Genomic DNA, 19,090 nt, shown 5'->3' with positions numbered 1-19,090 from the left:
TTCAATAGAGTCAGGCCTTGCCGTTACAGCTTGACGGCGGCGTCGGGGGGCCGGTGACGCAGGCCACAGGCGTACAGCCCCGGGCTCTTAGCTCGGTCGATAAACGCGCACATTGGCATATCCCTCACTGAGCAAATGGTGGGCATGCAGGCGACTCATCACGCCTTTGTCGCAATACAGCAGGTACTGGCGAGTAGGGTCCAGTTCCTTGAAACGAGCGTTCAATGCATAGAACGGCAACGCTTGTACGTCGATGCCGGCAAGCTCCAGCGGCGCGTCCTCAACGGCATCCGGGTGACGGATGTCGATGACGATCTGGCCGGCCAGGGCTTCGCTGACTTCTTCGATCTGCAAATCCTGGCCCAATTCGTCGATCACCCGATCGATCGGCACCAGTTTGGCGTTCTCCAGCGCACGCTCGAGCACCGCCATGTCGAATTCTTTCTCTTCGTGCTCCACGCGCGGGCGCTTGGCGTGGGTCTTGGGGTTCACCGAAATGACCCCGCAGTACTCGGGCATGTGCTTGGCGAAGTCGGCGGTGCCGATTTCGTTGGCCAGGTCGATGATGTCCTGCTTGTGGCTGGCGATCAGTGGGCGCAGCACCAGTTTGTCGGTTACGCAGTCGATCACGGACAGGTTGGGCAGCGTCTGGCTGGACACCTGGGAAATCGCCTCGCCGGTCACCAGGGCGTCGATGTCCAGCCGGTCGGCAATCCGCGAGGCAGCGCGCAACATCATACGCTTCAATACCACGCCCATATGACTGTTATCGACTTTGCCGAGGATTTCCCCCAGCACTTCCTCGAACGGCACGCTCACAAACAGCACGCGCTGGGAGCTGCCGTACTTCTTCCAGATAAAGTGCGCGACTTCCATCACGCCCAGTTCGTGGGCACGCCCGCCCAGGTTGAAGAAGCAGAAATGGCTCATCAGGCCACGGCGCATGATCTGGTAGGCCGCCACCGTGGAATCGAAACCGCCAGACATCAGCACCAGGGTCTGTTCCAGGGCACCCAACGGATAACCGCCAATGCTGTTGTGCTGGCTATGGATCACAAACAACCGTTGGTCGCGAATTTCCATGCGCACTTCGATTTGCGGCGCCTTGAGGGAGATTCCGGCGGCGCCGCACTCGCGACGCAGCTTGCTGCCGACGTATTTCTCCACGTCCATGGAGCTGAACGGGTGCTTGCCGGCGCGCTTGCAGCGCACGGAAAAAATCTTGCCCTCAAGCTCACTGCCAAAGTGCAAACGGCACTTTTCGGTGATGTCGTCGAAGTCCCCCAACGGGTACTCGTCGACCTGCAAAAAATGCGCGATGCCGGGCATGCAGCTCAGGCGCTCGGTCATGTCCTTCAAGGCTTTGGGCTCGGTGACGCGGGTTTCCAGCTCGAGGTTGTCCCACACGCCGTTCACCACCACGGCCGGGTCCAGGTCGCGGAGCACGGTGCGGATGTTCTTGGCCAATTGGCGGATGAAACGCATCCGTACCGGGCGGCTCTTGATGGTGATCTCGGGAAAGACTTTTACGATTAGTTTCATGAAAACAGCGCGCGCAGGGCCAGCCGAAAAAGGGGGGCGCGGATTATAGCGGAAATTGCTCAAGCTTTAACCAGTTAATCTGCAATTGGTTTTGCTCGCACTTTATTGGTGCGTTTTCGGTATTTGCCGCCACATTGCAGTGCGTAAAAAACGCGCTTTATACGATTTGCACGTTTATAAGCGCGTAAAAGGGACGCAAAACCCAACTCGGGGCACTGGCATGCAATTTGCTCCCTTGTGAGGCAGGTTGCCATGGCCGAGTATTCGCGCCCGCATCACCCACATTCCAAGGGCTCTCCACTACCCAGCCCGAATCCACCCCGGAGGACATATGTCGAAGTCGGTTCAACTCATCAAAGATCATGACGTCAAGTGGATTGATCTGCGCTTCACTGACACCAAAGGCACGCAGCACCACGTGACCATGCCGGCCCGTGATGCGCTGGATGAATCCTTCTTCGAAGAAGGCAAGATGTTCGATGGTTCCTCCATCGCGGGCTGGAAAGGCATCGAAGCCTCCGACATGATCCTGCTGCCGGACGACTCCACCGCCGTGCTCGACCCGTTCACCGAAGACCCAACGCTGATCCTGGTCTGCAACGTGATCGACCCTTCGACCATGCAAGGCTACGACCGCGACCCTCGCGCCATCGCCCACCGCGCCGAGGAATACCTCAAGTCCACCGGCATCGGCGACACCGTGTTCGTCGGCCCGGAGCCTGAGTTCTTCATCTTCGACCAAGTCAAATTCAAGTCCGACATCTCCGGTTCGATGTTCAAGATCTACTCCGAGCAAGGCTCGTGGATGACCGACCAGGACATCGAAGGCGGCAACCACGGCCATCGTCCGGGCGTGAAGGGCGGCTATTTCCCAGTTCCGCCGTTCGACCATGACCACGAAATCCGTACCTCCATGTGCAACGCCATGGAAGAAATGGGCCTGGTCATCGAAGTGCACCACCACGAAGTGGCCACTGCCGGCCAGAACGAAATCGGTGTGCAGTTCAACACCCTGATGAAGAAAGCTGACGAAGTTCAGACCCTCAAGTACTGCGTGCACAACGTGGCCGTGGCCTATGGCCGCACCGCGACCTTCATGCCTAAGCCGCTGTACGGCGACAACGGCTCGGGTATGCACGTACACATGTCCATCGGCAAAGATGGCAAAAACACCTTCGCCGGCGAAGGCTATGCCGGCCTGTCCGACACCGCCCTGTACTTCATCGGCGGCATCATCAAGCACGGTAAGGCCCTGAACGGCTTCACCAACCCTTCGACCAACTCCTACAAGCGTCTGGTCCCAGGCTTTGAAGCGCCGGTCATGCTGGCCTACTCGGCACGCAACCGCTCTGCCTCGATCCGCATTCCTTACGTCTCCAGCCCTAAGGCGCGCCGTATCGAAGCCCGTTTCCCGGACCCGGCTGCCAACCCGTACCTGGGCTTCGCCGCCCTGCTGATGGCAGGCCTGGACGGCATCCAGAACAAGATCCACCCAGGCGACGCTGCCGACAAAAACCTGTACGACCTGCCGCCTGAAGAGGCCAAGGAAATCCCGCAAGTGTGCGGCAGCCTGAAAGAAGCCCTGGAAGAACTGGACAAGGGCCGTGCGTTCCTGACCAAGGGCGGCGTGTTCAGCGACGACTTCATCGATGCCTACATCGCCCTCAAAAGCGAAGAAGAAATCAAGGTCCGCACCTTCGTACACCCACTGGAATACGAGCTGTACTACAGCTGCTAATCCGGTAACGCTTGCGCAAGCGGCGTAACAGAGGCCTCCTTCGGGAGGCCTTTTTCATGGCTGAAATCTCTGACATCAAAACCACCGCCCTTCCCTGGCGCGCGCCGCCGCGCCCGGCATTCCCCACCCGTCGCCCTGGGTAAGCTTGCCGGCCCAACCGACAACGCCCAAGGAAGACACCATGCTCAAACACGCCCGCGCCCTGGCACTCATGCTGCCCATCGCTTGCATCCTCTCGTTCGGCTGCACTCACCTGACTACCGGCAGCACCTCCACCACCCGTCAGGACAGCGCCCTCTAACACCCTCAGTGGGAGCGGGCCTGCCCGCGATGACAGCAGCCCATACATCCTAGATGCTGGCTGATGGCCCGCCCCCACAGAGGTTCACTCGCGCCCTGGCAAATAGCTCAGCCCCTCTATCCTCCAAGGCTCACGTCCCCGCCCAGCAGCCTTCGCACTTATGCACTATATTGGTGCAACACACCTCAACAAAGTAACTCCTCAGCCCATTTTGGTTCGAAACCACCCACCGATATTGGCCGTGCGCCACTAAACAGCGCCTCAAACGCCTGTTTCAAGGCTTTGGCGCTTCTTTTCGGAGCCTTGGTTTGGTTTTTGCATTTTCCTCGTACCAGCGCGTGCCCTACGGGCGCGACATGCTCCAAAAGAGGTCCTAATGACCATCAGCGACGCACTGCACCGCTTGCTTCTCGACAACCTGACCACCGCGACCATCCTGCTCAACGCCGACCTGCGCCTTGAGTACATGAACCCGGCGGCCGAGATGCTGCTGGCCATCAGCGGCCAGCGCAGCCACGGGCAATTTATCAGCGAGCTGTTCACCGAATCCGCCGAGGCCCTGAGTTCGTTGCGCCAGGCTGTGGAGCAGGCCCACCCGTTCACCAAGCGCGAAGCCATGCTCACCGCGCTCACCGGCCAGACCCTGACGGTCGATTACGCCGTCACCCCGATCCTGAGCAACGGCGCCACCCTGCTATTGCTGGAGGTGCACCCGCGCGACCGCTTGCTGCGCATCACCAAGGAGGAAGCGCAGTTGTCCAAGCAGGAAACCAGCAAGATGCTGGTGCGCGGCCTCGCCCATGAGATCAAGAACCCCTTGGGCGGGATTCGCGGCGCGGCGCAGTTGTTGGCCCGCGAACTGCCCGACGAAAGCCTCAAGGACTACACCAACGTCATCATCGAAGAGGCCGATCGCCTGCGAAACCTGGTGGACCGCATGCTCGGCTCCAACAAGCTGCCGTCCCTGGCCATGACCAACATCCATGAAGTGCTCGAACGCGTGGCCAGCCTGGTGGAGGCCGAGACCCAGGGCGGCATCACCCTGGTGCGCGACTACGACCCGAGCATCCCCGACGTGCTGATCGACCGCGAGCAGATGATCCAGGCCGTGCTCAACATCGTGCGCAACGCGGTGCAGGCCATCAGCAGCCAGAACGAGCTGCGCCTGGGCCGCGTCACCCTGCGCACCCGGGCGCTGCGCCAGTTCACCATCGGCCATGTGCGCCATCGCTTGGTGACCAAGATCGAAATCATCGACAACGGCCCGGGCATCCCCGCCGAGTTGCAGGACACCCTCTTCTTCCCCATGGTCAGCGGCCGCCCCGACGGTACCGGGCTAGGCCTGGCCATCACCCAGAACATCATCAGCCAGCACCAGGGCCTGATCGAATGTGACAGCCATCCAGGCCACACCACGTTCTCGATCTTTCTGCCACTGGAACAAGGAGCCACATCGACATGAGCCGTAGTGAAACCGTGTGGATCGTCGATGACGACCGTTCTATCCGTTGGGTGCTGGAAAAAGCCCTGCAACAAGAAGGCATGACCACCCAGAGCTTCGACAGCGCCGATGGGGTGATGAGCCGCCTGGCCCGCCAGCAACCGGACGTCATCATCTCCGACATCCGCATGCCCGGCGCCAGTGGCCTGGACCTGCTGGCGCGGATCCGCGAACAGCACCCGCGCCTGCCGGTCATCATCATGACCGCCCATTCCGACCTGGACAGCGCCGTGGCCTCCTACCAGGGCGGCGCGTTCGAGTACCTGCCCAAGCCCTTCGACGTCGATGAAGCGGTGTCGCTGGTCAAGCGCGCCAACCAGCACGCCCAGGAACAGCAAGGCCTGGAAGTGCCGCCCACCCTGGCCCGCACCCCGGAAATCATCGGCGAAGCGCCGGCGATGCAGGAGGTGTTCCGCGCCATCGGCCGCTTGAGCCACTCCAACATCACCGTGCTGATTAACGGCGAGTCCGGCACCGGCAAGGAGCTGGTAGCCCACGCCCTGCACCGCCACAGCCCGCGTGCGGCATCGCCGTTCATCGCGTTGAACATGGCCGCGATACCCAAGGACTTGATGGAGTCGGAACTGTTCGGCCACGAAAAAGGCGCCTTCACCGGCGCTGCCAACCTGCGCCGTGGGCGCTTCGAGCAGGCCGACGGCGGCACATTGTTCCTCGACGAAATCGGTGACATGCCCGCCGACACCCAGACCCGCCTGCTGCGGGTACTGGCGGACGGCGAGTTCTACCGCGTGGGCGGCCATGTGCCGGTCAAGGTGGACGTGCGCATCATCGCCGCCACGCACCAGAACCTGGAAACCCTGGTGCACGCCGGCAAGTTCCGCGAAGACCTGTTCCACCGCCTCAACGTCATCCGCATCCACATCCCGCGCCTGTCGGACCGGCGTGAAGACATCCCCACCCTGGCCAAGCACTTCCTCGCCCGCGCCGCCCAGGAGCTGGCGGTGGAACCCAAGCTGCTCAAGAGCGAAACCGAGGAATACCTGAAAAACCTGCCCTGGCCGGGCAACGTGCGGCAACTGGAAAACACCTGCCGCTGGATCACCGTCATGGCCTCGGGCCGTGAGGTGCACGTGGGCGACCTGCCGCCGGAATTGCTCAACCTGCCGCAAGACGCGGCGCCGGTCACCAACTGGGAGCAAGCCTTGCGCCAATGGGCCGACCAGGCCCTGGCACGCGGCCAGTCCAGCCTACTGGACAGCGCCGTGCCGAGCTTCGAGCGGATCATGATCGAAACCGCGCTCAAGCACACCGCTGGCCGGCGCCGCGACGCCGCCGTGCTGCTGGGCTGGGGGCGCAACACCCTGACCCGCAAGATCAAGGAGCTGGGGATGAAAATCGACGGCGGGGATGATGACGAGGCGGATGAGAGCTAGAAAACGGCGCTGCGAAGACAACCTTCTAAGGGAGCGGGCTGACCCACCATAGCGGTGGGTCAGGCACCCGCGATGGCGACTGCTCTACCGCTATCGCTGGCAGGCCCGCTCCCACAAAAGCCCCCACAGTTTTCTTGCCCCCCACGCACCATTTCAAAGCGCCTCGCCCCGCCATCGTGCGCCGTCTTACCCCCGGCGCCCTTGCGCAAAAACACCAAAGCCCCGGATTCCGGGGCTTTGGTCATTCAAAAGTGTTTTTTTCCTACAGTACGACGGACCTGGCACGCCCCCTGCAATAACACGGGTACTACCCAGTTTCGGGGACCTTGGTACAGGCAGGCCAAGAATCCCCTCTTTATATAGGGGCCAGGGCGCACAACGCGCCGGGCACCGATGCTTTTGGGGGCCCTGGTACAGGCAGGCCGGGAACTCCCTCTTTTATTCCTCCCGCAAGCGCACTTGCAGGCGCCAGCGCCCCTCGACCTCGGCGCCGGACCACTCGCCCCGCAAGGGCCGCGCCGCGACGAAGTTGAGCAACAACCCGGCATCCGCCGCCCGCACCCGCCAGTTCACGTCCTTGTCATTGACCTTCAACCGCCCGCGCTGCGCCTTGCCCTGAGCGTCGAACAGCAGCGCGACGGTGCCGTCGATGTGCTCGCCGTGCACCTTGGGCTCGACGTTGAACCACACCTGCACGCCATCGGCCGTCACCTCGATTTGCTGCAACTCCACCGGCTCCGGCGCCGTGAGGCGGCCGATCATCAGGCCCACCAGCAAACCGACAATCGCCAGCGAGCCGAACACCCGCGGCAATAGCTTCGGCCGCGGATCGTCCGGGGGGGTATCATGCAACCCATCATTACCTTCGGAGCCGTGCATGTTTCACGTCATCCTTTTTCAACCAGAAATTCCGCCGAATACCGGCAACGTTATCAGGCTGTGCGCCAACAGTGGCTGCCACCTGCATTTGATCGAGCCCCTGGGCTTTGACATGGACGACAAGCGCCTGCGCCGCGCCGGGCTCGATTACCACGAGTACGCCACCCTGCAACGCCACGCCGACCTCGCCAGTTGCCTTCAAAGCCTGGGCCAGCCGCGCCTGTTTGCCTTCACTACCAAGGGCTCGCGGCCCTTCCACGATGCCAGCTTCGCCGAGGGCGACGCCTTCTTGTTCGGCCCGGAAAGCCGTGGCCTGCCCGCCGAAGTACTCGACGCCCTGCCCGACGGCCAACGCCTGCGCCTGCCCATGCGCGAAGGCTGCCGCAGCCTGAACCTGTCCAACACGGTCGCCGTGGCGGTGTATGAGGGCTGGCGACAACTGGGTTTCAAGTAAGGGCCCCATAACAAATGTGGGAGCCGGCCTATGCGGAAGCTGGCGTGCCAGTTCCCACACAGGCCGGCTCCCACATGGGATCGGCGTCGCGGTTCGGACTGCTTACTGAACCGTCGGCGAGCCTTCCTGCTGCATGCGTTGCAGTTCTTGCGCGTACAACGCGTCGAAGTTCACCGGCGCCAGCATCAGGGCCGGGAACGAACCGCGGGTCACCAGGCTGTCCAGCGCTTCACGCGCATACGGGAACAGGATGTTGGGGCAGAACGCGCCCAGGGTGTGGCTCATGGACGCGGCGTCGAGGTTCTTAATCAGGAAGATACCGGCCTGCTGAACTTCGGCGATGAACGCCACTTCTTCGTTTTCGCCGTTCTTGACGGTGACCGACAGGGTCAGCACGACTTCGTGGAAGTCGCCTTCCAGGGCCTTCTGGCGGGTGTTGAGGTCCAGACCGACACTCGGCTCCCAGGCCTGGCGGAAGATCGCCGGGCTTTTTGGCGCTTCAAAGGACAGGTCACGCACATAGATGCGCTGCAGGGAAAATTGCGGGGCGGTTTCTTCTTCGCTTGCCACTGTAGTCTGTTCGTCAGTCATCTCGGATCCTTCTTGATCGCGTGGTCTTCAGGTTTGGGAACTCAGGCCCGGAGCAGCGCGTCGAGCTTGCCGGCGCGGTCCAGGGCAAACAAATCATCACAGCCGCCCACGTGGGTGGTGCCGACCCAGATCTGCGGCACCGAGGTGCGGCCGGCTTTCTGGGCCATTTCGGCGCGCACCTGGGGTTTGCCGTCGACCTTGATCTCGTCGAAGGCCACACCCTTGCTGGCCAGCAGGTGCTTGGCACGCGAGCAGAAGGGGCAGTAATCGCTGGAGTAGACGACGACAGCAGTCATGTCACTTCACCAGCGGCAGGTTGTCGGCTTTCCAGCTCGACACGCCGCCCGACAGCTTGGCGGCGTTGTAGCCAGCCTTGACCAGTTCGCGGGCGTGAGTGCCGGCGTGCTGGCCCATGGCATCGACCAGGATGATGGTCTTGGCCTTGTGCTTTTCCAACTCGCCCACGCGCGCGGTCAGTTTGTCCTGGGGGATGTTCAGCGCGCCGACGATGTGGCCAGCGGCGAAATCCTTGGTTGGGCGGATGTCGATCACCACGCCGGCGTCCTTGTTGACCAGCGCGGTCAGCTCGCCCGTGCTCAGGCTGCGGCCGCCACCTTGCATCTGGTGAGCGATCAGCAGGCCCAGCAGTACGACGAAGGCGCCGACGAGCAGATAGTGATTAGTGGCAAATTCAATCAGGTGAGCAACCATCGAAGGAGGTTCCAGGGCGTTAAAATGTCGGCCAGTATACACAGCCGCCAATGCCGACCAAACCCCGCCCGGCGGTGACTTGGATTGAACTTGCCTTTAAACTGCCACTCCCTTTTTCACCGCCCTCCTTTTAACTTCGCCACGAGTGGACTCCATGACTACCACGCCCAAACCTTTGGTCCTGATGATTCTCGATGGCTTCGGTCACAGTGACAGCCACGAATCCAACGCCGTGTACGCCGCGAAAAAACCGGTGCTCGATCACCTGTGCGCCACGCAGCCCAACGGTTTGATCTCGGGCTCGGGCATGGACGTCGGCCTGCCGGACGGCCAAATGGGCAACTCCGAAGTCGGCCACATGAACCTCGGCGCGGGCCGCGTGGTGTACCAAGACTTCACCCGCGTGACCAAATCGATCCGCGACGGCGAGTTCTTCGAGAACCCCACCCTCTGCGCCGCCGTGGACAAAGCCGTGGCCGCCGGCAAAGCCGTGCACTTCATGGGCCTGCTCTCCGATGGCGGCGTGCACAGCCACCAGGATCACCTGATCGCCATGGCCGAACTGGCCTTCAAGCGCGGCGCCGAGCACATCTACCTGCACGCCTTCCTCGATGGCCGCGACACGCCGCCCAAAAGCGCGCAATCGTCCATTGAGCTGCTGGACGAAACCTTCAAGACCCTGGGCAAGGGCCGCATCGCCAGCCTGATCGGCCGTTATTTCGCCATGGACCGCGACAACCGCTGGGACCGCGTGGCCCAGGCCTACAACCTGATTGTCGATGGCCAGGCGCAGTTCCACGCCACCACCGCCCAGGAAGGCCTGCAAGCGGCCTACGCGCGCGGCGAGAGCGACGAGTTCGTCAAGGCCACCGCCATCGGCGCGCCGGTCAGGGTCGAAGACGGCGACGCCGTGGTGTTCATGAACTTCCGTGCCGACCGCGCCCGCGAGCTGAGCCGGGTGTTCGTCGAGGACGGCTTCAAGGAATTCGAGCGCGCACGCCAGCCGGCCCTGGCCGGGTTCGTCATGCTCACCCAATACGCGGCCAGCATTCCCGCGCCTTCGGCCTTCGCCCCGGGCAGCCTGGAAAACGTGCTGGGCGACTACCTGGCGAAAAACGGCAAGACCCAACTGCGTATCGCCGAAACCGAAAAATACGCCCACGTGACCTTCTTCTTCTCCGGCGGGCGCGAGGAGCCCTTCCCCGGCGAAGAGCGCATCCTGATCCCGTCGCCGCAAGTGGCCACCTACGACCTGCAACCGGAAATGAGCGCACCCGAAGTCACCGACAAAATAGTCGACGCCATCGAAAAGCAACGCTTTGACGTGATCGTGGTCAACTACGCCAACGGCGACATGGTCGGCCACAGCGGTGTGTTCGACGCCGCGGTCAAGGCTGTGGAATGCCTGGACCTGTGCGTCGGGCGTATCGTCCAGGCCCTGGAAAAGGTCGGCGGGGAAGCCCTGATTACCGCCGACCACGGCAACGTCGAGCAGATGTCCGACGCGTCAACCGGCCAGGCCCATACCGCCCACACCACCGAGCCGGTGCCGTTCATCTACGTCGGCAAGCGCGACCTCAAGGTGCGCGAAGGCGGCGTGCTGGCCGACGTCGCGCCGACCATGCTCAAGCTGCTGGGCCTGGAACAGCCCAAGGAAATGACCGGGACTTCGATCCTCGTCTAACCCCCAAAAAACCGGTGGGAGCGAGCCTGCTCGCGATGACGTCGGCACATCCAGCGGCCAAGTCGCCCGATGCGCCATCATCGTAAGCAGGCTCGCTCCTACCGTGGTTTCCAGGGTTTTTCGGGTCAGTCATCACACAGCCCCAATTGGGCGTTTTTTTTGCTGCCCATGGCGGGCATACTAGGCCGTCCCTTTCCCTGGTGTCGCCCGCCTCTATGCTTCGCGCCCTGATTGCCCTTGCCCTGACCTGCCTGCTCCAACCGGCCTTCGCCGACGAACGCGCGCAGACCCAACAACAGTTGGACGCCACGCGTCAGGACATTGCCGAGCTGAAAAAGCTATTGGGCAAGTTGCAGGAAGAAAAAACCGGCGTGCAGAAAGACCTGCGCGGCACCGAAACCGAAATGGGCAACCTGGAAAAGCAGGTCGAGACGCTGCAAAAAGAGCTCAAGAAGAGCGAATCCGAGCTGCAACGGCTCGATGAGGAGAAAAAAAAACTCCAGAGCGCGCGCGTTGAACAACAACGCCTGATCGCCATCCAGGCCCGGGCCGCCTACCAGAACGGGCGCCAGGAGTACCTCAAGCTGCTGCTCAACCAGCAGAACCCGGAAAAATTCGCCCGCACCCTCACCTATTACGACTACCTGAGCCAGGCCCGCCTGGAGCAGTTGAAGAATTTCAACGAAACCCTGCGCCAACTGGCCAACGTCGAGCAGGATATCGCCCTGCAACAGGCGCAGTTGCTGGTGCAAAAAAGCAGCCTCGACAGCCAGCGCGAAGAACTGGACAAGGTCCGCAAGGAACGCCAGCAAGTGCTGGCCAAGCTCAACGGCGACCTCAAGGCCCGCGACGCCAGGCTCCAGGCACGCCAGCAGGACCAGGCCGACCTGTCCAAGGTCCTCAAAACCATCGAAGAAACCCTGGCGCGCCAGGCTCGCGAGGCAGAAGAGGCGCGGCAAAAAGCGCTGATCGCCCAGCAGGAAGCCGAAAAAAAGCGTTTGCGTGAAGCCCAGGCCGACGCTGGCCAAAGCCCGCGCACACCGGCCAAGGCTACGCCTGGCGCGCTGGTTTCCAGCACTGGCGCGACCTTCGGCGGCGCATTTGCTTCAGCCCGGGGAAAACTTCCATGGCCGGTTGATGGTCGATTGCTTGCGCGATTTGGCGAAGGCCGCGGCGATGACGCCCGGACCAAATGGGACGGGGTGATGATTAGCGCCTCGCCCGGCAGCCAGGTGCGGGCCGTGCACGGCGGGCGCGTGGTGTTTGCCGATTGGCTGCGCGGCGCCGGGCTGCTGGTGATCCTCGACCACGGCAACGGTTATTTGAGTTTGTACGGCCACAACCAGACGCTGCTCAAGGCCGCCGGGGATGTGGTCAAGGCCGGCGAGTCCATTTCCACTGTCGGCAGCAGTGGCGGACAGGACACGCCAGCACTGTATTTCGCTATTCGTCAGCAGGGTCACCCGAGTGATCCAGCACAATGGTGCCGCGCACAAGGATAAGCGCGCTGCCTTACTCAGGAGTTCGACATGCTGCATTTGTCCCGCCTCACCTCGCTGGCCCTGACGATCGCCATTGTGATCGGGGCGCCGTTGGCGTTTGCCGCCGATACGGCGCCACTGCCAGCGGCCGCTACCACCAAGGCGCCGCTGCCACTCGATGAGCTGCGCACCTTTGCCGAGGTCATGGACCGCATCAAGGCCGCCTACGTCGAACCGGTAGACGACAAGACCCTGCTGGAAAACGCCATCAAGGGCATGCTCAGCAACCTCGACCCGCACTCGGCCTACCTGGGCCCCGAAGATTTCGCTGAATTGCAGGAAAGCACCAGCGGCGAATTCGGCGGCCTGGGCATTGAAGTCGGCGTCGAAGACGGCTTTATCAAAGTGGTCTCGCCCATTGACGACACCCCGGCGTCCAAGGCCGGCATCCAGGCCGGCGACTTTATCGTCAAGATCAACGGCCAACCGACCCGTGGCCAGAGCATGACCGAAGCCATCGACAAGATGCGCGGCAAGATCGGCGAGAAAATCACCCTGACCCTGGTGCGCGACGGCGGCACGCCGTTCGACGTGACGCTGACCCGCGCCACCATCCAGGTCAAGAGCGTCAAGGCGCAGTTGCTGGAGTCGGGCTACGGCTACATCCGCATCACGCAGTTCCAGGTCAAGACCGGCGACGAGGTGTCCAAGGCCCTGGCCAAGTTGCGCAAGGACAACGGCAAAAAGCTCAGCGGCGTGATCCTGGACCTGCGCAACAACCCCGGCGGCGTGCTGCAATCGGCGGTGGAGGTGGTCGATCACTTCATCACCAAGGGCCTGATCGTCTACACCAAGGGCCGCATCGCCAACTCCGAGTTGCGCTTCTCCGCAACCGGCAAGGACGAAAGCGAAGCTGTGCCGATGGTGGTGCTCATCAACGGCGGCAGCGCCTCGGCCTCGGAGATTGTCGCCGGCGCCTTGCAGGACCAGAAACGCGCGGTGGTCATGGGCACCACCAGTTTCGGCAAGGGTTCGGTGCAAACCGTGCTGCCGCTGAACAACGACCGCGCCTTGAAGATCACCACTGCGCTGTATTTCACCCCCAACGGCCGCTCGATCCAGGCCCAGGGCATCGTGCCCGACATCGAAGTGCGCAAGGCCAAGATCACCAACGAGCAGGACGGCGAATACTTCAAGGAAGCCGACCTGCAAGGCCACCTGGGCAACGGCAACGGCGGGGCGGACAAGCCCAGCGGTTCCGGCGCCAAGGCCAAGCCCATGCCCCAGGACGACGACTACCAATTGGCCCAGGCCCTGAGCCTGCTCAAGGGCCTGAGCATCACCCGCGGCAACTGAGATGCGCCTGCGGTTGATCCTCGCCCTGCTGGGCTGTGTGGCCGGCGCCGCCCAGGCGGCGCCGAGCGACAGCCCAGCCAAGCCCCACAAGGCCTACCTGAGCCTTATCATCGACGACCTGGGGCAGAACCTGCCCCGGGATCGGCGTGTGCTGGCCCTGCCCGGGCCGGTCACCACGGCGATCATGCCCGACACGCCCCACGCCGCCGAATTCGCCCGCGAAGCCTATCGCGCCGGCAAAATCGTCATCCTGCACATGCCCATGGACCCGGCCACCGGGCCGTTCGCCTGGCACCCCGAACTGCCCATCGAGGAGCTGAAAAAACGCCTCGACGCCGCATTCAAGGCCGTGCCCTACACCAGCGGCATCAACAACCACATGGGCAGCCGCATGACCGCCCAACGGCCGGCCATGGCCTGGTTGATGGCCGACCTGCAACAGCGCCACAAATTTTTCGTCGATAGCCGCACCAGTGCCAGCACCGTGGCCGCCGCCGAGGCGCAGAAGATCGGCCTGGCCAGCGTCTCGCGGGATGTGTTCCTGGATGACGAGCGCACCGAAGCGGCCATCGCCGCGCAGCTTGAAAGCGCCATTGTCCTGGCGCAAAAGCACGGTTCGGCGGTCATCATCGGCCACCCTTACCCGCAGACACTGGCGGTTTTACAGCGCGAATTGCCGCGCCTCAAGGCCCGCGGTATCGAATGGATCGACATCCGCCAAATGATCGGCGTGCGCAGCAACCGTGCAAGCGCTGCCCACGGCAACGACGGCACCTACCGCTAGCGCCGGCCCCATAGATAGCTACCGCTTTTCGCACCGCAGTTCCTGATTAGGTAGTGCACCACCCCGCAATCGGCGGGGTGCCACTGACCCATAAGGAGCGACATGAACACACCCTATTCACTTTTCGGCGCCTTGCTCGCAGGCGTTCTATGCGTCCCCGTGCTGGCCTCACCCAGCGATTTTGGCGCCAACCTGGCCAACCTCACCCCTTCCCGGCTGCTGACCAACGACCGCGGCCAAAACCGCCACTGGTCCGGCGTAGGCCGCGTGCGCAACGAAACCAACACCCTGTGCACCGCCAGCCTGCTCGACACCCGTAACGGCGAAGGCAACGCCACGGGCCCGGCCTATATCATCACCAGCAGCCATTGCATCCACCGCACCAACGAGTTCGTGCACAAGGACATGCCGCTCAAGGGCAGCATCTCGTTCAACTACTTCGACGACACCCTTGCCACCCTCAAGACCTATCCCCTCAAAACCCTGAAGTGGAGCAGCAGCCAGGGCGTGGACCTGGCAATCATCGAACTCGACAGCGCCCTGGCCACGCTGATCGACAACGGCATCACCCCGCTGAAACTGGCTGAAGAGGCACCCGCAGACGGCAGCGACATCCTGGCCCTGAGCGCCCCGGCCTGGGACACCCTGCGCCTATCCGCCTGCACCCAGCAGGCCTCGGCGGAAATCGTCGAGCAGCCCTACGTCTGGCGCGTAACGATGAAAAACCAATGCCAAGGCATTGCCCCGGGCAGCTTCGGTGGGCCCCTGCTCAATCGCCAGTCCAACGAGATCTTCGGCATCCTCGGCACCAGCACCCGCGGTTCCAATGCCGATAAGAAATGCCAACGCGACGCCCCCTGCGAGGTCAAGAACGGTATCGCCACTCGCCACGCCGACAGCAACTACGGCAGCCCGGTCACCTTCCTGCGCAGTTGTTTTGTCGAAGGTGTGCTGCACAGCAATATCGACACCTGCGACCTCTACCCCACCACCGTCATCGGCTTCAAGAACCCGCAGCCGATCAAGCAGTACTACGTCACGGCCAACAAAGGCTCCAAAAGCATCATCCCCACCTGGGACCTGAGGTTCACCATCAACACCCCGTTCTACCGCTACAAAACCACGCGCCGCGCCATCGACTGCGAAAACCCGGCCCTCTACAGCGCCCCCGTAGCCGCCGAAAACGCCTACATCAACGACCCCATCGGCCCGCAGACTGGCATGCACATGCTGTGCGTGGTCGGCGTCGAATCGGCCGAGCAGCCCGTCACCCCCGGCATGATGAAAAATGCCCTGACCCTGGCAGTGGAACTGGCTGAACCAGGCCCGGCGCGCACCCCGGACGTGAGCATCAGCCTCGATAAGGAAGGGCTGCAGGCCTACACCGTGAAATGGAAAATGGCCCCGCCCTTCATGAGCCGCTACACCTACAAAATGGGCCCAGCCCACAGCACTGACTGCCTACGCCCTGTAGGCTACCTCGCCATCCCCCTGCCACGACCAGAGCCGGAAGACGACGATGAGGGTGAAGATATTTATCACCACCCGTTGGAAGACCAAGCCATCACTCCCGCCGATGATGACTTCATCCAGATAGTCAGCACCAACACCCACCCGATCAAAATCTGCACCTATGCCTACGACCAGGCCGACCAGCCTTCGACGTTACGTGTGGATATTCTCAAGCCGCGCTAACCGGCCACATCTCATCCAAGGCAATGACAGGAGTCGAAACCCATGGACCCCTTTAGATATAAAGATCTGCAAATAGGATTTACCGAGCACTTTATTTACCTATGGAATAACCGGCACCCGATGGCAGGAACAATCGGCAGCCAGAAAGCCACTTTCTGGCGCCCTAGAATTTCTCAGCAACTGTTCGGCTATCATCCCGTCGGAGACTGTATTTACCCACACTTCGATGACATCAATTACAAACACATGGTCCCCATCGTGCGCGACATAGAGGGTGCTCAAGGCACCGCGCTACGTGAACCGCTCTCGTATGAGCAGGTATGGGACAGCGAAGGATTCAATACGCAAAACCATAAAGGCAGTTGGAACACGTCCCTATGGCGCCCGATACCGCCACCCGGTTACGTCGCGATGGGCCTGGTGGTGGGCAATGGGCTGGAGCAGCCCCGTACGGATGCCGTGCGCTGCCTGCGCGAAGACCTGGTTATTGAGTCATCCATCGGCGACCTCATCTGGAGCAACCGTGGCTCCCAGGCAGATAAAGACTTCAGTGCCTGGGACATCACCCCTCCAGCGGCGTTGGCAGGCGAAGTCTACTTCTGCGCGAACACGTTCGCGGGTATTGGCGCCTATACCAAACCAAACACCATGGCCACGGCTTACGCCTTGCGAGTCAGTATGCCCGTGACGGCAACCATACCCGCCGATGCTCCGCAGCTTACAAGCCATGCCGAACCTTCAAGTCTCGACAGCAATACACGCACGGGCTTCACTGAACTTCCCTGGTTCACGATAAAAGACCCGCAACTGAGTGCCTTTGAACAAGTATCGCAATCGCCAACTTATAAAGTGGAAAGAACCGACCGCTACATCCTGATCGGCCACGGGCATAACACTGCTGAATCGCCCCAACGCTATAACTGGTCTACGACGACGGGCATCAACAGCGCCGCCGCCAATACCTTTAGCGCAACAACCTCAATTGACATCAGGGCGCCGTGGGCAGTCGCAACGCACTTCAAGGCATCGGCAAAGTTGAGTGCAATAACCACACCCCAAGGCTGGTCAGAAGCAAAAACCCTGAACATCTGGAGTGATATTGCGCCCAATACGGCCCTGGCCTTTTACTTGGTCGAGAGCCGTTACAGGTTGCTTCGCAAGGACGGGAGCCAAATAGGGGAAACCTTGTTGTACAAGGATGACCAGGCCAGTTACTGGACCGAATATCCACAGGGCAACGCCTGCAAGGTGGGCATAAAACTCAACTCAAGTGCCAGCAGGGCCGATCAGAGATAGCGCGCCATGATCCGCTCCACCTCGCCTTCTTTGCGCAGTTGATCGAGGGCGAGTTGTAGTTTGCTGACGATCTCGTCCGGCACATCCTTGTTCAACGCCAGGTACAACTCGGCGCTGTGGAAACGCAGCACCGTTTTGAGACCGGTGACCCCCTCCTGCCGGGCAAGGTAACGGCCGGCCGGGTCGCCGGTGGCCCACAGGTCGATCTGGCCGCTGACCAGTTTGCGCGCATTGTCCTGGTCCCGTAGCGCCACGATGGGCGCCAGGCCCTGCTTGGACAGCGTCTCGGCAATGGCATCGCCCTTGTAGGCGCCGATCTTGTATTTGCGCGCCTGCTCCAGGGTTTGCAGGGTGATTTTGCTATCGGCGCGGGCGAGCATGATCCAGTCGTCCGGGCCGATGGGGCCGACCCATTTGAACAACGCTTCGCGGTCGGGCAGTCGCGCCATGACGAACACGCCGTAGCCGGGTTTTTCCAGGGCCAGTTTGTAGATACGTTCCCACGGGAAGCGCAGGGTCAGGCTGTAGTTAATGCCAGCACGTTTGAACATTTCCCGCACGATATCCACGGCGATGCCGTCGATATTCTCGTCCTGGGCGAAGTTCTTACCGTTTTTTGCCATGTTGTAGGGCGGAAAGTTTTCCGTCAGCAGCACCACGCTGGGGCGGTGAGGCTCAGCCGCCCACGCCGGGCCGGCGAGGAGCAACGCGGCGCTGGCCAATACAGGAAGAAAGCGTTTGAGCATGACGGTTACCCAAATCCATGGCGTGGCCCAGAGTGCCGTGAGCCCGCCATGCTGTCCAGTAGCCAGTGGTGCTAGCGCACGGTAATCCCGCGGGCCGCCATGTAGGCCTTGGCTTCGGGGACGGTGTATTCGCCGAAGTGGAAAATACTCGCCGCCAACACCGCGCTGGCGTGGCCTTCGAGGATGCCGTCGGCCAGGTGCTGGAGGTTGCCGACACCGCCAGAGGCGATCACTGGGATGCCCAGGGCATCGCTGATGGCGCGGGTCACGCCCAGGTCGAAGCCGTTTTTCATGCCGTCCTGGTCCATGCTGGTCAGCAATATTTCGCCGGCGCCCAGGCCTTCCATCTTCACCGCCCACTCCACCGCGTCCAGGCCGGTGGGCTTGCGCCCGCCGTGGGTGAAGATTTCCCAGCGCGGGGTTTGGCCCGCCAGCGAAACCTTCTTGGCGTCAATGGCGACCACGATGCACTGCGAGCCGAAATGCTGCGCGGCCTCGCCGACGAACTCGGGGTTGAACACCGCCGCGGTGTTGATGGACACCTTGTCCGCCCCGGCATTGAGCAGGTTGCGGATGTCTTGCACAGTGCGCACGCCGCCGCCCACGGTCAGCGGGATAAACACCTGGCTGGCCATGCGCTCGACGGTGTGCAGCGTGGTGTCGCGGCCATCGACGCTGGCGGTGATATCCAGGAAGGTGATCTCGTCCGCACCCTGCTCGTCGTAGCGCCGGGCGATTTCCACCGGGTCGCCCGCGTCGCGGATGTTCTCGAACTTGACGCCCTTGACCACACGGCCGTTATCCACGTCCAGGCAAGGGATGATGCGTTTGGCCAATGCCATGGGGGCTCATCTCCGATAAGAGTTATTAGCGGCCAGCTACAAGCGGCAAGTAGAAGCGGTTGGCTTTTGCTTGCCGCTTGTAGCTGGAAACTTGC

The 19,090-nt window shown here is 62.1% G+C and carries 17 protein-coding genes; 10 read left to right on the top strand and 7 right to left on the bottom strand.

Annotated features, from left to right (window positions below; all coding sequences use genetic code 11):
• Positions 1–87: 87 nt before the first annotated feature.
• Positions 88–1,542 carry a tRNA uracil 4-sulfurtransferase ThiI gene (thiI, locus tag AC19YT_RS01485; protein WP_095108845.1) on the bottom strand — a complete coding sequence of 485 codons (1,455 nt, stop codon included), beginning with the start codon at positions 1,540–1,542 and terminating at the stop codon, positions 88–90.
• 331 nt (positions 1,543–1,873) lie between these two features.
• On the opposite strand from thiI, the gene glnA reads away from it, so the two are divergent.
• The 3 genes from glnA to ntrC all read left to right on the top strand — a co-directional run bounded on the left by glnA (position 1,874) and on the right by ntrC (position 6,476).
• A complete protein-coding gene (glnA, locus tag AC19YT_RS01480) occupies positions 1,874–3,280 on the top strand; it encodes a type I glutamate--ammonia ligase (RefSeq protein WP_095108844.1) in 1,407 nt (468 codons plus the stop codon).
• 677 nt (positions 3,281–3,957) lie between these two features.
• On the top strand, positions 3,958–5,043 hold the full coding sequence (glnL, locus tag AC19YT_RS01475; protein WP_500609605.1) for a nitrogen regulation protein NR(II): 1,086 nt from the start codon (positions 3,958–3,960) through the stop codon (positions 5,041–5,043).
• On the top strand, positions 5,040–6,476 hold the full coding sequence (ntrC, locus tag AC19YT_RS01470) for a nitrogen regulation protein NR(I) (RefSeq protein ID WP_095108842.1): 1,437 nt from the start codon (positions 5,040–5,042) through the stop codon (positions 6,474–6,476). Before glnL ends, ntrC begins: the two co-directional genes overlap by 4 nt.
• Before the next feature lie 438 nt (positions 6,477–6,914).
• Here the strand turns inward: ntrC and AC19YT_RS01465 are convergent, their stop codons facing one another.
• The gene (locus tag AC19YT_RS01465; RefSeq protein ID WP_095108841.1) at positions 6,915–7,355 is read right to left on the bottom strand and encodes a hypothetical protein; all 441 of its coding nucleotides are present in this window, start codon (positions 7,353–7,355) and stop codon (positions 6,915–6,917) included.
• Here AC19YT_RS01465 and AC19YT_RS01460 point away from each other — a divergent pair.
• Positions 7,354–7,809 (top strand): tRNA (cytidine(34)-2'-O)-methyltransferase, encoded by a 456-nt coding sequence (locus AC19YT_RS01460; protein ID WP_095108840.1) that lies wholly within the window; start codon positions 7,354–7,356, stop codon positions 7,807–7,809. The genes AC19YT_RS01465 and AC19YT_RS01460 overlap by 2 nt on opposite strands.
• Before the next feature lie 102 nt (positions 7,810–7,911).
• On the opposite strand, the gene secB is transcribed toward AC19YT_RS01460, so the two are convergent.
• The 3 genes from secB to AC19YT_RS01445 are packed head-to-tail and all read right to left on the bottom strand — an operon-like array spanning position 7,912 to position 9,111.
• The gene (gene secB / locus AC19YT_RS01455; RefSeq protein WP_095108839.1) at positions 7,912–8,400 is read right to left on the bottom strand and encodes a protein-export chaperone SecB; all 489 of its coding nucleotides are present in this window, start codon (positions 8,398–8,400) and stop codon (positions 7,912–7,914) included.
• Between the two features lie 41 nt (positions 8,401–8,441).
• Positions 8,442–8,696, bottom strand: a complete 255-nt coding sequence (grxC, locus tag AC19YT_RS01450) for a glutaredoxin 3 (protein ID WP_095108838.1) — start codon at positions 8,694–8,696, stop codon at positions 8,442–8,444.
• Position 8,697: 1 nt separating this feature from the next.
• Positions 8,698–9,111, bottom strand: a complete 414-nt coding sequence (locus tag AC19YT_RS01445; protein ID WP_095108837.1) for a rhodanese-like domain-containing protein — start codon at positions 9,109–9,111, stop codon at positions 8,698–8,700.
• 154 nt (positions 9,112–9,265) lie between these two features.
• Between AC19YT_RS01445 and gpmI the strand changes: the two genes are divergently transcribed.
• The 6 genes from gpmI (at position 9,266) to AC19YT_RS01415 (ending at position 17,407) form a co-directional block, all read left to right on the top strand.
• Entirely contained in the window at positions 9,266–10,795 is a 1,530-nt protein-coding gene (gpmI, locus tag AC19YT_RS01440) for a 2,3-bisphosphoglycerate-independent phosphoglycerate mutase (protein ID WP_500609604.1), read from the top strand.
• A gap of 215 nt (positions 10,796–11,010) precedes the next feature.
• Entirely contained in the window at positions 11,011–12,297 is a 1,287-nt protein-coding gene (locus AC19YT_RS01435) for a murein hydrolase activator EnvC family protein (RefSeq protein ID WP_095108835.1), read from the top strand.
• A gap of 27 nt (positions 12,298–12,324) precedes the next feature.
• Complete coding sequence (locus tag AC19YT_RS01430; protein ID WP_095108834.1) at positions 12,325–13,632, top strand: S41 family peptidase; 1,308 nt, start codon at positions 12,325–12,327, stop codon at positions 13,630–13,632.
• Between the two features lies 1 nt (position 13,633).
• Positions 13,634–14,416, top strand: a complete 783-nt coding sequence (locus AC19YT_RS01425; RefSeq protein ID WP_095108833.1) for a divergent polysaccharide deacetylase family protein — start codon at positions 13,634–13,636, stop codon at positions 14,414–14,416.
• Positions 14,417–14,518: 102 nt separating this feature from the next.
• Positions 14,519–16,111 carry a trypsin-like peptidase domain-containing protein gene (locus tag AC19YT_RS01420; RefSeq protein WP_500609603.1) on the top strand — a complete coding sequence of 531 codons (1,593 nt, stop codon included), beginning with the start codon at positions 14,519–14,521 and terminating at the stop codon, positions 16,109–16,111.
• A gap of 42 nt (positions 16,112–16,153) precedes the next feature.
• Positions 16,154–17,407, top strand: a complete 1,254-nt coding sequence (locus AC19YT_RS01415; RefSeq protein WP_095108831.1) for a Vps62-related protein — start codon at positions 16,154–16,156, stop codon at positions 17,405–17,407.
• On the opposite strand, the gene AC19YT_RS01410 is transcribed toward AC19YT_RS01415, so the two are convergent.
• Positions 17,398–18,153 carry a substrate-binding periplasmic protein gene (locus AC19YT_RS01410; protein WP_500609602.1) on the bottom strand — a complete coding sequence of 252 codons (756 nt, stop codon included), beginning with the start codon at positions 18,151–18,153 and terminating at the stop codon, positions 17,398–17,400. The two genes, AC19YT_RS01415 and AC19YT_RS01410, sit on opposite strands and share 10 nt — an antisense overlap.
• Positions 18,154–18,224: 71 nt before the next feature.
• Positions 18,225–18,995, bottom strand: coding sequence for an imidazole glycerol phosphate synthase subunit HisF (gene hisF / locus AC19YT_RS01405; protein ID WP_500609601.1), 771 nt, complete (start codon positions 18,993–18,995; stop codon positions 18,225–18,227).
• Positions 18,996–19,090 lie beyond the last annotated feature (95 nt).

The sequence above is a fragment of the Pseudomonas sp. MF08875 genome, assembly GCF_059862525.1.
Note: the sequence above shows the minus strand (reverse complement) of the source record. Positions and strands in the feature narration are given on the sequence as shown.